Below are 15,195 nucleotides of genomic sequence, written 5' to 3'. Positions count from 1 at the left end.
AAAATTAAGTTTTAAGCAAGGATAACATTATGAAAACAGCACACTGGGCAGATTTGTATGCAAAAAAAATCATAGAAGAAAAAGGCGAAAAGGCAAAATATACAGTTGCATCAGGCATTACTCCATCAGGAACTGTACATATTGGAAATTTTAGGGAAGTAATTTCCGTCGAACTTGTAGCAAGAGCATTAAAAGATGCAGGCAAAAATGTACGGTTTATATACTCATGGGATAATTACGATGTATTTAGAAAAGTCCCTGATAATATGCCTGATCAAGAATTACTTACAACCTATTTAAGACAAGCAATCACAAGGGTTCCTGATACCAAAGCTAACCTATCAAGCTATGCAAGAGCAAATGAAATAGAATTTGAAAAATACTTACCTATTGTAGGTATTAAACCAGAATTTATAGACCAAAGTCTAAAATACATGTCTAGCGATTATTCAAGTCAAATTAAGTTTGCACTAGATCATAAAGATGAAATAGCACAAGTCCTTAATGCACATAGAACAACAAAACTTGCAGATAACTGGTATCCTATCAGCATTTTTTGCACCAAATGTAACAGAGACACCACAAAAGTAAAAAATTATAATCATTGTTATTCCATTGAATACTGCTGCGAATGTGGTAATAAGGAATCACTCGACTTAAGAAAAACATGGGCTGTAAAACTTCCATGGAGAATTGATTGGCCAATGAGATGGAAATACGAAAACGTTGACTTTGAGCCTGCTGGAAAAGATCATCACAGTAGTGGAGGAAGTTTTGATACTTCAAAAGAAATCGTAAAAATTTTTGGAGGAACTCCCCCTGTGACATTTCAATATGATTTTATATCAATAAAGGGACGTGGTGGAAAAATATCATCATCATCTGGAGATGTCATATCACTAAAAGATGTTCTTGAAATATACACTCCTGAAGTTACAAGATTCTTATTTGCATCGACAAAGCCCAACACAGAATTTTCAATATCATTCGACCTTGACGTAATAAAAATCTATGAAGATTACGACAAATTTGAAAGAGTATATTATGGAATTGAGACAATTAAAGAAAACAAAAAAGAAGCTTTCAAAAGGATTTATGAACTGTCCCAACCAGAAGCACCGGATAAAGAAATCCCCTATCAAATCGGCTTTAGACACTTAAGCGTAATTTGTCAAATTTTTGAGGGTGACAAAGACAAAATCCTTAATTTTTTAAACGACGTAAAAGAAAGTCAAAAAGCAAAACTCATAAGTAAAATTAACTGTGCCATCAACTGGATCAAAAAGTTTGCACCTGAAGATTTCAAATTTTCATTAAGGTCTACATTTGATAACATTGAACCTTTAAAAGGTACCTACAAACAAGGAGTAACACAATTATTAGATTTCTTAAAAAAAGATTTTAACAATATTACTGAAAAAGAAATTCAAGATGAAATTTATAATATTGCAAGAAACAATAATATTGAACCCCCAGTGTTCTTTAAACAACTTTACAATATATTAATTAACAAAGATAAGGGACCAAAATTAGCAGGGTTTATTAAAACAATTGGCATCAAAAAATTCGAAAAAATTGTAAAATACTATATTTAAATTTAGCTTTAGTATCAAGATATTAAAATACAAAGAAAAGAGATCACTAGGTCAAATAATATCCCTTTTCTTTAATACTCTCAAAACCATTTATTATTTATTTTTCTTTCCTTGATTAGCAACAGATTCCATAGCTGCTTTAATCTTATCCTCATCGCCTAAATAGTAATGTTTAATAGGTTTTAAATCTTTATCAAGCTCATAAACTAAAGGAATGCCAGTTGGAATATTGAGTTTTAAAATATCATCATCACTCATGTTATCAAGATATTTAACAAGAGCTCTTAAAGAATTACCATGAGCAACAACAATAACTTTTTTACCCTCAAGAATAGCCTTAGCAATTTTATCTGTCCAATATGGTATAACTCTTGCAACAGTATCCTTTAAACATTCTGTTGAAGGAAGCACACTTTTAGGAATTCCCTTATATCTTAAATCATGAATCGGATGACGCTCATCAGATTCATCTAAAGGCATAGGAGGGACATCATAACTACGTCTCCACAGTAAAACTTGCTCTTCTCCATATTTTTCAGCCATCTCAGCTTTATTTAACCCTTGCAAAGCTCCATAATGCCTCTCATTGAGTCTCCAAGATTTTTCTACATCAATATAAGATTGACCCAATTTACGCAAAATAATGTTCAAAGTATCATTAGCTCTTACTAAAACTGAACTAAAGGCAATATCAAAAGAATAACCTTCTTGTTTAAGCACTCTACCGCCTTCTAAAGCTTCAGAAATACCTTTTTCAGAAAGTTTAACATCAGTCCACCCGGTAAAAAAATTTTCTTTATTCCACTCACTCTCACCATGCCGTACTAAAACTAATTTATACATAAAATCTCCTACTAAATGTTTTTATTACTTTAATAACACTTGATCAATTATAAATTAACACAAAATCTAACCAATGTTAATACTCAAAAATCTCTCAACAGCCATAAATATATAAATTTAATAAATTATTTAATAATTTATTAAACTATTTTCTAAAAACTCAATACTATTAATTATACCGTTAAAATGATATAATAATCAACACTGAAAGTCCATTAATATTATTAAGGATAAATAATGGAAGAACAAAAAAAGTTAGTTTCACAACATGCAATTGATCATTACGTAAAAAGCAACATGCACCTTGGAATTGGAACAGGCACAACCATTTTTTATGCAATCAAATATTTAAGCGAAAAAATAAAATCAGGAAAATTAAAAGGACTAAAACTCTATCCAACAAGTAGTAATACAAAATACTTACTTGAAAGAGAAAATATTAAATATGAATCCAAATTTACAAAATTTAGCAAAAATATAGACATCACAATTGATGGAGCTGACGAAATTTTATTAGAAAATAAATCCCTAATCAAAGGTGGTGGTGCAGCTCATTTAATGGAAAAGGTAGTAGCATATAACTCTCATCAATTACTAATCATTGCAGACGAAACAAAAATTGTACAAACTTTAGGAGAAAAAGTACCTGTACCAATTGAAATTGTCCCAAACGCTCTTGCATTTACCACAGCCAATCTAGAAAAAATGAACTTTAACCCTGTTTTAAGGACTTGTAAATCGAAAGCAGGACCAATAATAACTGATAATAATAACTATATCTTAGATGTAAAAATGAAGATTGAAAATCCCAAAGGAACTGAGAAATACTTTAAATTAATTCCAGGAATAATTGAAATTGGTATTTTTAACCATCAAAATACCAAAATTATATACTACCGAAATGGACAGATTAAAGAAGCTTAAAATTCACTTTAAAAGAAGTATTAACTAAATATTCTCTAATCAACCGAAGATAAAAATTTAATTTAAACCGTTCATGCCCATCTAAATAGAGAATATCATTACTAAAAACAATTGCTTTACTTAAACTCAAAAGATAATCAATAAACTTACCAAAATCTTTCTGATCATATATAAATCTACGCTTCAAAACAGAGACATCAAGACCTGTTTTAGTACCAAGGTTTGTAATAAAATGACAAATAAAAAAATCTAAATCACTTAAACTCTCAAAAACTGCAGATGCTTCTTCATTACCTAAAAAATCATCATCTCTCCTTATTACAGGCTCAAGACCATCCCCCTTAGCTGCAATAAGTAAACTAACAGAATTTAGCCCAAGACCTAAATATGGTTTAAGTGCCCAATATCGCAAATTATGTTTACTCTCATGCCCCTTTAAAGCAAAATTTGAAATTTCATAATTCATATAGCCATTAGACTGCAAAAAATCAACAGCATAAAACCAAAAATCCTCAGCTTTAGCCTCATCATAGTTAAAAGAAACATTATTAAAAATATAATGCCCCTCATCAATTAGAACTTCTGAAAGACAAACGTGTCCAGGAGCACATGCAATTACACTTACCAAATCTTTCTTAAGATCTATTTTTTCTTGATAAGGAATATTAACATTTAAATCAATATTCAAATCAAAATTAAACCTATGAATATTATCAATTGCAGTACCCAATTTACCCATAGGTATTCTAGAAGCACCCATAATCCTTAAAAATTTTGAAGAAAAACTCTTTATATCAAGACTAATCCTACTAACAGAGAAATCATTTAAAATTGTTAAAAGCGAAGGTGTAATTTCTCCAGGATGTAACTCAAATGTAAACTCATCCAATTTACTAAAATCAAAATTCTCAGATAGAGAAATCAAAAAATACTTCAAATCAAATCCATTACCAAACTCCAAAGTTTCATATTTGTAGTATTTAATATAAAGAGTCTTGATTTTTGAAAAACCCAAAACTTTTAGGTAATAAGATAACTCTTTCAATATTTTATCAAAAAAAACATAGTTCAAACATCTGGTAAGATCAATATAAATACTTAAATCCGATAAACATAAAAAATTCACTCTTCTATAAATGACCTTTAAAAAATTTAAGTTTAATTATAATATATATAATAATAGGCATCAATTATAATGAATTTAAATAATTTAGATATAAAATGGAAAATAAAAATAAGAGGTTTGAATGTCTAAAGATTATTACAACACACTTGGAATACATAAAAACGCTACTATAGAAGAAATCAAAAAAGCCTACAAAAAACTAGCCATAAAATATCACCCTGACAAAAATAAAGGAAACAAACTTGCTGAAGAAAAATTTAAAGAAATAAATGAAGCCTATGAAGTACTTTCATCCCCGCAAAAAAAAGCCAATTATGATAATTTTGGAAGTGCAAATTTTAATAATAATTTTAACACAGAACCATTCAGCAAAGAATTTAAGAATACTGGCTTTAACCATTTTGAAAGCTTCGATTTATTCTCTGAGATTTTCGGAGAATCTACAAAAGGAATACTTAAAGATAAAGAAATAACTATTAAAATTTCACTATATGAAGCTTACATGGGAGGAACAAAAACTATACTAATCAACAACGAAAAAATCGAAATTAATATCCCAAAGGGAACAACTGAGACTACTAAACTAAAGTTTAATGGAAAAGGAAACATACATCCGATTTCTGGGAAAAGAAGTAACTTGATTATCAAATTTGAAATATCAAGTTACAAAAATTTCACTTTAAAGGAACGAAATATAGAAACAACAATTAATTTATATCCATGGGAAATAGCTTTAGGTAGTGAAAAAATCCTTCAAACAATAGAAGGCAAAAAAATAAAAATAAAAATTCCACAAAACACAAAAAATGGAGAAATACTCAGTTTAAAAGGCCTTGGAATGCCTGCGCTTGGAAATAGCATTAAAGGAGACCTTAGAGTAAAACTAATAATAGAGGTACCTAAAATTATTAATGATGAAGTAAAAAAGATATACGAAAGGTTAAAAGAAATATATAATTAGGGATCTTAAGCAAATAAATGTTCAAAATCTTTTAAGCTTCTCTCCCAATCAAGCTTAAGCTTATTAAATCTATCTATTTTAAGTTCATACTCTTTAATTCCATCCTCAATGTTATTAAAGCTTTTATTAATATCTATTGAAAATTGAATAATATCACCTTGACGCGGCGAAAGACTAAAGAAAGTAAATTTCCATCCCCCAGAATTTATAGTAGATATAATCCTTTTTTGAAAAACATAATCTGATATTAAAACAAGTTTTTGAAACTCTTTCCTACGCAAGTAAATAAGCTCATTCCACTCATTAAAAATAGCATCAGGTAACTCATCTAAGCCAATCTCAATAATATTACTCATTGACAAAAGAATACCAAGGACCTCTAGCAAATTCAAATAATAATTTTCAAAACACTCAATAGTAATATCTAGTAAAGAAACTTTAATAAGCAATTTAGATATATCAAGACTATGTTCTTTCATAATTTTTGCTATTCTTTCTTTTGCATATTCTACAACAAATTTTTTATGCGTATCTTTAATATACTCGCTTACTTTAACCTGCTCAACTTTTTCACAATACTCACCTATTTCCTTATTGATCAAATCTAAGCTACTATTATTAGCTTCATTAGAAAAGAAATCAATTGAATTTGCCAGTCGCTCTAAAAACTCTTCTTTAATAAAAAAAGTGGCAATCTTTATGCAAGAATATGATGTCTTATTGCGCTTATCAAATTCCTCTATCTTTTTCTTAATATCTATCCTAAAATTCAAATATCTAAGTTTATCTAAAAATTTATTAAAAGTATCATCATCACTTAAAAGTACATCATATCCCAAGTTTAGCAATTCTGACTCTGGATAATACTTTTTTATCAAATTTTGAACAGTACTCAAAGCATCATAGAATATCTTCTTATTAATATCTAAACTATTATTTAACTTTGAAGAAGAAGCATTGGCAATTTTAACAATCCCCTTATAAGTCTTATCTAAAAAGACAATCTTATTTTTAAGCAAATTGGCATCATTAATAAGGATTGACTGCTCTTTATAAGAATAATAATTTATTAAACTATACCTAAAAATACTAAAATTTAGATGCTTTTGAAAATCAAAAAATCTATAAAACCCTAATGAGCCAAAATCAAAAAACTTCATATGATGATATTATAACAAAACATCTATCTAATTTTTTTATAACAACTTAAAAGAATAGGAGAAGCTATGAAAATTGAAGAATAAGTACCAACAATAACACCTACCATAAATACCAAAGCAAAATCTTTAATAGCACCCTCAGTAAAAATATAAATAGAAAATACAGTTACAAATGTTGTAACAGATGTCAAAATGGTTCTTGATAAAGTTTGACTGATACTTACATTTAAAACATTCAAAAATGAAACATCAGTCATATTTCTAGAATTTTCCCTAATTCTATCAAAAATAATTATCGTATCATTTAAAGAATACCCAACAATCGTCAATATAGACACAATGATTGTACTATTTATCTCTATTCTAAATACCCCTAAAAAAGCAATCACAAAAAGTATGTCATGCATCGTTGCAAATATTGATGCAACAGCATAACTTAACCTAAACCTTAATGCCACATAAACCAAAATAAGTGCAAACGTTAAACAAACCAATAAAATTGATCTTGTTCTTAAAATAGATGAAAAATTTGAGTCAATAAAATAAGAATCAAGAATTTCAACATTAACACCGAATTCAGCACTCAATCTATCGACTAGAATATTATGAATCTCTTTTTTAAAAGCATAATCAGTAATGTCTGACTTCACCACAATAGAAAACTGGCTCTTAAAAGAATCACTTGAAATAATTTCATTCACATCAAACGTTTTATAAAATGGAGAGAGTACCTTTTTAACATCATAATCTTTAACACCTACTTTATCTATTACAAAATTAACATTAACTCCTGAAGAAAAATCTATTCCCCAATTATAACCACCATGACATATAAAAGTATAAATAAAACTTGAGAAAATAATACAAAGACTAACTACAGTAACTTTATTTCCACATTTTAAAAAATTAAACACCTTTTGCATAATTTGAACTCCAAGAGATACTTACATATTTGTTCTTACTGAAAGACATAATCACTTCCAAAATAAATCTTGAAAAAACTAAGCTACTAAAAAGTGACACCACAATCCCTATAGACAAAGAACAAGCGAAACCTTGAATAATTCCGGTTCCAAGAAGAGTTAAAAAAAGAACAGCAATAAACGTTGTAACATTTGAATCCATTATTGCCCAAAAAGCTTTTTTAAATCCATCTTCAAAGGCTCTCTCAAATCTCCGACCATTTCTAATCTCTTCCTTAATACGTTCATAAATAACTATATTAATATCAACAGCCATCCCCATTGTTAATACAAGACCTGCAATGCTTGTAAGAGTTAAAGTAAAGTTAAATGCTGAAAGAATTGACAATATCAAAAATAGATTATAAATAACCAATGAAAATCCTGCTACAAAACCACTCATCTTGTAATATGCAAACATAAATAAAAAAACTAAAACAAGCGCAAGAAACGATGCTTTTATTCCAAGCTCAACTGTTTTCTTCCCAATAGTAGGTCCAATAACTCTCAAGTCATCTATCTTTATATCAACTGGAAAAGCTGCTGTTTTAAAAACAAGTGCAAGCTCAGTGGCTTCTTTTTTATCAAATGAATCTCCTTGAATTGAAACATTTCCACCAACAATAGCATGATTAATATTAGCTACAGATTTAACTTTCCCTTCCATGACCACAGCTAATGCTTTACCAATATTCTTTTGAGTAAATTCAAAAAACTTCTCACTTCCCTCAGTATCGAGATTAAACGTAACCATATCTCTACCTGTTTTATGATCATTTAAAATGCCAGCATCTCTAATATAGGAACCATCAAAAGAATTTTCAACACTAGAATCAACAACATAGTAACGAACTGTAGATTCATCATCAATACCATAAGAATCCTTAACATACCATGGAAAAATTTTCTTATTATCTCCAAGTCCCATGCTATTCTTAATATCAAAAATTGAGTACAAAGGGCCAGCTTTTAATATTTTAGAATTAAGCATAGAAGTAGCTTCATCATCAACCACATAAAAGGTTAAATTCCCTTTACCACTTAAAAGAGAATCAATATGCTTCTCATCCTTTTCCCCAGGAATATCTAAAAAAATCTTATTCCCACCTGCTTCCCTTGTAATATTAGGTTCTGTAAGCCCAAACGTATCTACTCTCTCCTTAAGTATTTGCATTGTACGTTCAAGAGCTTCTTGCTTTTCTAAAGAACTCAAAGTTCTTCCTAACTTTTGTTCAAGCCCTAAGTAATCAAGAGAAATAGTAATACTCATTCCCCCAGATAAATCAAGTCCAAGTTGTATTATTCTGCTCTTATTCTTCTTTATCTCTTCATAATACCTATAAATTTCAAGACTAAGCTCTTCAATATCAGAATTTGTTAAAAACCCATCCCTTAAGGCTTTGATATTAAAAGACTTAGGTAACTCCTTTCCATAAATTCTATAATTATTTTTTGCAACTGGAATTAAATGTTTCAAATCATCTGGAATCTGAGCATCGGGATCTTTTTGATACAAAGCTTTAAGTTTAACAAGAGAACTCAAGGCCTTATTCTTAGAATAATCTCTTAAAGCCTCTTTTGAATACGAACTAATTTTTTTATCTTCATCATTAGTAAAAAAATACCATTTTAAAGTAGGAAGTATCAAAATATAAGCAAATAATGTCACAAATAGTATCAATATAAATCGAGAGACTTTATTCATAAATAACACCTTCTTATGTTAATTCAAATTAAATTTAAATGTTATCAGATTATATTATAATGTTAATTGACCCTAACGCCTTAATTTTTATCTTTAATTTCGTTAAGAATAACTTTTTCAATTGAACTTTTTATAAATCTTACCTCAGAAGTCGAACTAAGCTCAAGAACAACCTCAGAATCACCAACTTTCTTAACAACCCCAAAAATTCCACCTATAGTTAAGACCCTATCACCCTTTTTAAGGCTTTTGATCATATCCTTCTTTTTTTTCTCTTCTTTACGCTGAGGTGATATTACTAAAAACCAAAATATAGCAAGCACTGGGACAAAAACCAATAAGCTCCTAAAAAAACCACTACTATGACTAAACTCTTGTAATAAAAACATAAAATTTCCTAACTTTTAAACATAAGTAACTTTTATACTAACAATATTATCCGGGTAAACTACCCCAAAGAGGAGCTCAAGCTCCTCTTTCGTAGTATAACTAGACTTGCTAATTTTATTATAACTGTCAATTAAATATGAAATAAGAGTATTATCATTTTTATAAAGAGCCTTGCTAAAAGCACTCCTATAAAATCCAAGTTCAAAAAGTTCTTCTACACTCTTATCTTTATGCTGACTCAAAAGCTCTTTATCTACTATCGCCCTAGAGCCATCATAACCTATACAAAAGACAAACTCATTTTCACCCAAATCTAGCTCCTTACCACAACACAAACCTCAAATAAAGAAAAAATCTGCAAGTAAGATTAAGTTACATCATTCCCATTCCAGGATCCATAGGGTAACCACCACCAGCATTGTTCTTTTCTTCTTTAACTTCGGTAATAGCACATTCTGTTGTCAAGAGCAATCCTGCAATTGAAGCCGCATTCTGAAGTGCACTTCTTGTAACCTTCGCAGGATCAATTATACCACTCTCAATCATATTTACCCATTTAAAATTAGCTGCATCAAAACCAAGTCCCTTTTTGTCAGTCTTAATCTGATGAATATAAATAGAACTTTCAAATCCAGCATTAGAGATTATTTGTCTCATTGGTTCCTCAAGACTTCTCTTAACAATTTCAAACCCTTGCTTCTCTTCATAACTAAGTTTACTTATATCAACTGTATCAAGATACATAGCTACTTCAACAAGAGTTGATCCACCTCCAGGAACAACACCTTCTTCAACAGCAGCACGAGTTGCAGATAAAGCATCTTCCACCCTATGTTTTTTCTCTTTAAGTTCAACCTCAGTAACAGCACCAACATTAATAACAGCAACTCCACCAACAAGTTTTGCAAGACGCTCTTGAAGCTTTTCTCTATCATATTCAGAACTTGTCTCTTCAATTTGCCTTTTAATAAGCTCTGCACGCTCTTTTATTTGCTCTTTATTTCCAGTATTAATAATTGTAGTATTGTCTTTATCAACTTTTACTGACTTAGCCTGGCCAAGTTGTTCAAGTTCAACATTCTCAAGAGTAAGTCCCAATTCCTCACTAACAAGCACTCCTCCTGTAAGTATAGCAATATCTTCAAGCATTGCCTTGCGTCTGTCACCAAATCCAGGAGCTTTAATTGCACAGACCTTCAAGGCCCCACGAACACTATTTAAAACAAGTGCAGCAAGAGCATCCCCTTCAATATCTTCAGCAATAATCAATAAAGGTTTGCTTGTATTTAAAACTTTCTCAAGCACTGGTAAAAGTTCTTTAATTGCACTAATCTTCTTTTCACATATTAAAATATAAGCATCATCAAAGCTCACACTCATATTTTCTTTATTGGTAGAAAAATAAGGAGATAAATATCCTCTATCAAATTGCATTCCCTCAACATAAGATATTGTGGTATCAAAAGTTTTTGATTCTTCAACAGTAATAACTCCATCTTTTCCAACTCTGTCCATTGCCTCCGCAATTTTTTCACCTATTGAAGCATCATTGTTTGCAGAAATAGATGCTACCTGTGCAATTTCTTCCTTAGTAGTAATTTTCTTAGCAGATTTACGAATTTGATCAGCAGCTAAAGCCACAGCACGATCTATTCCTTTCTTTATTCCAATTGGATTAATCCCAGAAGAAACATTCTTAAGTCCCTCTCTTGCAATTGCATAAGCAAGTACGGTAGCCGTAGTAGTTCCATCTCCAGCCAGATCATTTGTCTTAATTGCAACTTCTTTTAACAATTGTGCTCCCATATTCTCAAACGCATTTTCAAGTTCAACTTCACGAGCAACACTCACTCCATCTTTTGTAACAGTAGGAGAACCAAACTTCTTATCAATTAAAACATTTCTCCCCTTAGGACCAAGAGTTACCTTTACAGCATTTGATAATTTTTCAATGCCGCTAAGCAAACTTCTTCTAGCATCTTCATTAAAATATATGTCCTTAGCCATAAATTTTACTCCTTTCAAGCATAAAAATTAAATTTAAATTAAAAATAGAACATTATAAAGTTAGCATGAACTTCATACATATCACTATAAAAATATAATTTTTTTTCATTCATTAATCAAGTCAAAATAACATAAAAATCAAGAAACCTCATAGCAGTAGTTTACTGTAAAATCAATACCATTTATACTAAAGTAATATATACTTAATATAAAGATCTTTATATGATATTTAGGAAATCTAGAAACTCAAAAACTTATATCGTTATTATCTCAATAACTGCATTTGCCGAGGGCAAACTACATTCCATTTTATCAAATAGTAAATATTTAATCGAAAACAAAAACTTAAGCTATAAGATACATTGGACATTCCCAACATACTTTTTCGAAATTCTAAAATTAAATCCAGAACTAAATGAATGGTTTTTTAAAAGGCTTAAAAATAACGAAGATATCTATATTCCAAGCACATATAGTGGTAGTCCCCATGAATATATGTTACATGACGAAATACATGTAGATTTATACTGGGCTTTAAAGAATCCATTTAAAAGCGGATATACAGATTTATTTAAAGATAATCCACATATATTTTACATATACAATATGGAAAAACTAAGAAAGAGAGTACTTGAACTATATAGAAAGCTTAATTTTAATTACATAGAAGGAGTAAGAATTGCAAAAAATAATAAAAAATATTTAGTTTTCTATAAAAATAACTGTCAATTTCTATCAGAGATCCAAGAACATGAAATACAAAAGCAAAATACAGATACGCTTATTTACTTCCATGAAATTAAAGACGCATACAACAATCAAGAACTAAAAAATTTTTTACTGGCTTTAAAAGAACTAGACACAAAATTTTATAGTATCAAAATACAAAATCTAGAAGGTAAAAAAATAAACACAGAGCTATTAGAAATCCCAGAGTTCAATTCATTAAAAGAACAAGAATTAATACTACAATTCCAAAATAAAAGACTAAAAGAATATCAAATAAATGAAACTTCTTTAAGAGAATTCTTAGTCAATAAAAATGTCGAATGTCAATCAATAAATATAGAACCTATTGTAAGTAAAAACCTTGAATATAACATGGAAGGCAACTTCACATTATTTCATGAAAAATACTATGTAAAATTTGCAGAAGGCAAATTAAATAAGATCAAATATAAAGAGAGAAAAGCTGAATTTTTAGATTCTTGTAGAACTTACATTAAGATCTTATCAAAAAAAGATATAATTATGGAACCAACTATTGAAAGTTCATTTTCATTCTCAAATGAGAAAATAATAGGAATTAGACAATACTTAAGTTTCAATGCAAAAGAAAAATCAATAATTGACTTCTTCCTAGACGAAAGTTTAGGAAGCTTCTTTATATCAATTAAAATAGCATGGCCTTCCATTATAACTTGCAATAATAAAAACTTAAAGACAAGCAACACAAATTACTTACTTGAATATTCAGCTCTAGAGATACCCATTTTCGAAGTTGAGAAAGGGACTAATTTAAAAATTACAGCAAGATACAATGACTCTGATACTTATGAAAAAATTATTGAAACAAAAAAAGACATAAAAGGATACATTAATGGTACAGAATTCTTAATATCTAAAGGAAACGATAAAAATAGTAATTTCTTCATTAGTTTCTTAAATATTGAAAAACATATTATATACACTATCAATTATAAGATTGAAAAAAGAGGCTTTAAGAGATGGTTTATTTTAAATATAGGAGGATCTTACAATATAGTAAAAGCTGAGGATTTGAAAAATTACTCTTTGAGTTTAAACTTACTATTACTCCCAATTAATAATAATTTCGATAATAAAATAAAGCTAAACTCAAAAATCAAGCCCCTACTTTTTTACCCAAATATAAAAAAAAATGAAAATAAATAGCTATCAGTAGCAAAATATTAACAAACCGTTATAAAATTATTTCTATAAGGACATTAAAGTACTTAATCTTAAATAATAAAGGGTATCACATATGAACAACAATACAATAGAGGTACATTCTACTTTAGAAAAAGTTGGAATTACTAATGACCCTATCTTGCTAAAATCACTAACAACCGAGCTGGGCATGAAAGCCTCACATTCAAGAAATAGAATAATTTTACACATTGCCTCAAATCCAAGAGAATATTTTACAGCAAAAGAAATTTACAATAAATTAATAAAAGAAATACCTAGTTTGTCAAAAGCAACAGTATATAATACATTAAACATATTGAAAGAACGTAATATTCTTAAAGATATAAAAACAACTGATCAAAAAGAAACAAGATTTTATCTAAGTTTGACTTCTACAATAGCTCACTTTAAATGCAACAAATGCAATCAAGTATATCCTATCCAACTTGATGACATTAAAGATATTCTGAAAGACAAACTTGGAGAAAAATGGAAAACCAAATCTATCGAAATTATCTACTCAGGATCATGCAATAATTGCCATCAAGAATCTAAAAAAGAAAAATCTAGTGTTGAACATGAAAATAATTAAAGGAAAACAACATATGAATATAAAAAATGCCATTTTTATCTTTATATTTTTACTTCTATTAACAATAGTAGGCCCAAGACTGAAATTTAGAAATGAATTTGAAAAAACCAAAGTTCCCAACAATCTCAAAGAAATTGATCAAAACCTATTAATCGAGGAATCTAAATTCAATCTACAAGAAAACACAAGAAAAGAAATCATATGGAACAAAGCTTACACAAAAACAGAATACTCAGTAGTATACATTCATGGCTTTGGAGCATCTAAAAATGAAATCTACCCTATTCCACACAATATAGCTAAAGAATTAAACGCAAATATCTTCTTCACAAGACTTAAAGGACACGGAATTAACAATAAAGACTCATTTAAAGGCGTTAAAACTCAAGACTGGTTAAGAGATATTGACGAAGCCATTCAAATTGGCCAATTAATAGGAGAAAAATTAATACTCATTGGAACTTCAAATGGCGGAACTTGTGCTATTTGGGCATTAAAAAACTACCCAGATAAGATATATTCTGCTGTTTTAATATCACCTAATATCTATCCTAAAGATAAAAGAACAAGTTTAGTTTACTACCCTTGGGGACAACAAATTGCTTACCTTATAACAGGCGGATATAATGAACTTGCAACAAGCAAAAATCAAAGAACAGAACACGAAGAGGTTACAACATTCCATTCACCAATACGACAAGTTGATTCAATAATTGCAATGATGGGACTTGTTAAATTAATCAATACTAGTCGATTTAATGATCTCAAAACTCCGTTAACAATAGCTTATTCCCCAAAAGACCCCACAGTAGACTCCATGGAAATAAATAAATTTATAAGTGAATATGGAGGACACAAAAAAGTAATACCAATGATTCTTGTTGAAAGCCTCTATTCTCATGTTCCCGTTGGCAACCACAGTTACAGAAGTGCTCAAAATACATCTTATTTAACAAAACACGCAGTTGACTTTATTAAACAAATAAAAAGCAAGTGAT

General features: G+C 29.3%; 14 protein-coding genes. 6 read left to right on the top strand and 8 right to left on the bottom strand.

The window, feature by feature from the left end:
- Positions 1–29 precede the first annotated feature (29 nt).
- Positions 30–1,595: a lysine--tRNA ligase gene (lysS, locus tag N187_RS03270; RefSeq protein WP_025419815.1), complete on the top strand. Its 1,566-nt coding sequence runs from the start codon at positions 30–32 to the stop codon at positions 1,593–1,595.
- Positions 1,596–1,688: 93 nt separating this feature from the next.
- Here the strand turns inward: lysS and gpmA are convergent, their stop codons facing one another.
- Positions 1,689–2,438, bottom strand: a complete 750-nt coding sequence (gene gpmA / locus N187_RS03265) for a 2,3-diphosphoglycerate-dependent phosphoglycerate mutase (protein WP_025419814.1) — start codon at positions 2,436–2,438, stop codon at positions 1,689–1,691.
- A gap of 237 nt (positions 2,439–2,675) precedes the next feature.
- On the opposite strand from gpmA, the gene rpiA reads away from it, so the two are divergent.
- Positions 2,676–3,362, top strand: coding sequence for a ribose 5-phosphate isomerase A (gene rpiA / locus N187_RS03260; protein ID WP_025419813.1), 687 nt, complete (start codon positions 2,676–2,678; stop codon positions 3,360–3,362).
- Here the strand turns inward: rpiA and psgB are convergent.
- A complete protein-coding gene (gene psgB, locus N187_RS03255; protein ID WP_025419812.1) occupies positions 3,349–4,488 on the bottom strand; it encodes a HemN-related non-iron pseudo-SAM protein PsgB in 1,140 nt (379 codons plus the stop codon). The two genes, rpiA and psgB, sit on opposite strands and share 14 nt — an antisense overlap.
- 121 nt (positions 4,489–4,609) lie before the next feature.
- Here psgB and N187_RS03250 point away from each other — a divergent pair, with 121 nt between their 5' ends.
- Positions 4,610–5,449, top strand: coding sequence for a DnaJ C-terminal domain-containing protein (locus N187_RS03250; RefSeq protein ID WP_025419811.1), 840 nt, complete (start codon positions 4,610–4,612; stop codon positions 5,447–5,449).
- A gap of 5 nt (positions 5,450–5,454) precedes the next feature.
- Here the strand turns inward: N187_RS03250 and N187_RS03245 are convergent, their stop codons facing one another.
- The 6 genes from N187_RS03245 to groL all read right to left on the bottom strand — a co-directional run bounded on the left by N187_RS03245 (position 5,455) and on the right by groL (position 11,673).
- Positions 5,455–6,609, bottom strand: coding sequence for a hypothetical protein (locus tag N187_RS03245; RefSeq protein ID WP_025419810.1), 1,155 nt, complete (start codon positions 6,607–6,609; stop codon positions 5,455–5,457).
- Between the two features lie 23 nt (positions 6,610–6,632).
- Positions 6,633–7,532: a protein translocase subunit SecF gene (gene secF, locus N187_RS03240; RefSeq protein WP_025419809.1), complete on the bottom strand. Its 900-nt coding sequence runs from the start codon at positions 7,530–7,532 to the stop codon at positions 6,633–6,635.
- The gene (gene secD, locus N187_RS03235) at positions 7,516–9,276 is read right to left on the bottom strand and encodes a protein translocase subunit SecD (protein ID WP_025419808.1); all 1,761 of its coding nucleotides are present in this window, start codon (positions 9,274–9,276) and stop codon (positions 7,516–7,518) included. Before secD ends, secF begins: the two co-directional genes overlap by 17 nt.
- A gap of 80 nt (positions 9,277–9,356) precedes the next feature.
- Positions 9,357–9,665, bottom strand: a complete 309-nt coding sequence (yajC, locus tag N187_RS03230) for a preprotein translocase subunit YajC (RefSeq protein WP_025419807.1) — start codon at positions 9,663–9,665, stop codon at positions 9,357–9,359.
- Positions 9,666–9,680: 15 nt separating this feature from the next.
- Positions 9,681–9,977 carry a hypothetical protein gene (locus N187_RS03225; protein WP_025419806.1) on the bottom strand — a complete coding sequence of 99 codons (297 nt, stop codon included), beginning with the start codon at positions 9,975–9,977 and terminating at the stop codon, positions 9,681–9,683.
- A 61-nt stretch (positions 9,978–10,038) separates the two neighbouring features.
- A complete protein-coding gene (gene groL / locus N187_RS03220; RefSeq protein WP_025419805.1) occupies positions 10,039–11,673 on the bottom strand; it encodes a chaperonin GroEL in 1,635 nt (544 codons plus the stop codon).
- Between the two features lie 225 nt (positions 11,674–11,898).
- Here groL and N187_RS03215 point away from each other — a divergent pair, with 225 nt between their 5' ends.
- From N187_RS03215 to N187_RS03205, 3 genes are all read left to right on the top strand, one after another.
- Positions 11,899–13,587 (top strand): hypothetical protein, encoded by a 1,689-nt coding sequence (locus tag N187_RS03215; RefSeq protein WP_025419804.1) that lies wholly within the window; start codon positions 11,899–11,901, stop codon positions 13,585–13,587.
- Between the two features lie 91 nt (positions 13,588–13,678).
- Positions 13,679–14,197 carry a transcriptional repressor gene (locus N187_RS03210; RefSeq protein WP_025419803.1) on the top strand — a complete coding sequence of 173 codons (519 nt, stop codon included), beginning with the start codon at positions 13,679–13,681 and terminating at the stop codon, positions 14,195–14,197.
- Between the two features lie 13 nt (positions 14,198–14,210).
- A complete protein-coding gene (locus N187_RS03205; protein ID WP_025419802.1) occupies positions 14,211–15,194 on the top strand; it encodes an alpha/beta hydrolase in 984 nt (327 codons plus the stop codon).
- The last annotated feature ends 1 nt before the right edge of the window (position 15,195 follow it).

Source organism: Borrelia anserina Es, from assembly GCF_001936255.1.
In the GTDB taxonomy this organism is placed as follows: domain Bacteria; phylum Spirochaetota; class Spirochaetia; order Borreliales; family Borreliaceae; genus Borrelia; species Borrelia anserina.
Note: the sequence above shows the minus strand (reverse complement) of the source record. Positions and strands in the feature narration are given on the sequence as shown.

What these genes read in the sequence shown, in the direction of transcription:
- lysS (WP_025419815.1), top strand. Translation starts at nt 30, where the DNA reads ATGAAAACAGCACACTGGGCAGATTTGTATGCAAAAAAAATCATAGAA.
- gpmA (WP_025419814.1), bottom strand. Translation starts at nt 2,438, where the DNA reads ATGTATAAATTAGTTTTAGTACGGCATGGTGAGAGTGAGTGGAATAAA.
- rpiA (WP_025419813.1), top strand. Translation starts at nt 2,676, where the DNA reads ATGGAAGAACAAAAAAAGTTAGTTTCACAACATGCAATTGATCATTAC.
- N187_RS03250 (WP_025419811.1), top strand. Translation starts at nt 4,610, where the DNA reads ATGTCTAAAGATTATTACAACACACTTGGAATACATAAAAACGCTACT.
- N187_RS03245 (WP_025419810.1), bottom strand. Translation starts at nt 6,609, where the DNA reads ATGAAGTTTTTTGATTTTGGCTCATTAGGGTTTTATAGATTTTTTGAT.
- secF (WP_025419809.1), bottom strand. Translation starts at nt 7,532, where the DNA reads ATGCAAAAGGTGTTTAATTTTTTAAAATGTGGAAATAAAGTTACTGTA.
- secD (WP_025419808.1), bottom strand. Translation starts at nt 9,276, where the DNA reads ATGAATAAAGTCTCTCGATTTATATTGATACTATTTGTGACATTATTT.
- yajC (WP_025419807.1), bottom strand. Translation starts at nt 9,665, where the DNA reads ATGTTTTTATTACAAGAGTTTAGTCATAGTAGTGGTTTTTTTAGGAGC.
- groL (WP_025419805.1), bottom strand. Translation starts at nt 11,673, where the DNA reads ATGGCTAAGGACATATATTTTAATGAAGATGCTAGAAGAAGTTTGCTT.
- N187_RS03210 (WP_025419803.1), top strand. Translation starts at nt 13,679, where the DNA reads ATGAACAACAATACAATAGAGGTACATTCTACTTTAGAAAAAGTTGGA.
- N187_RS03205 (WP_025419802.1), top strand. Translation starts at nt 14,211, where the DNA reads ATGAATATAAAAAATGCCATTTTTATCTTTATATTTTTACTTCTATTA.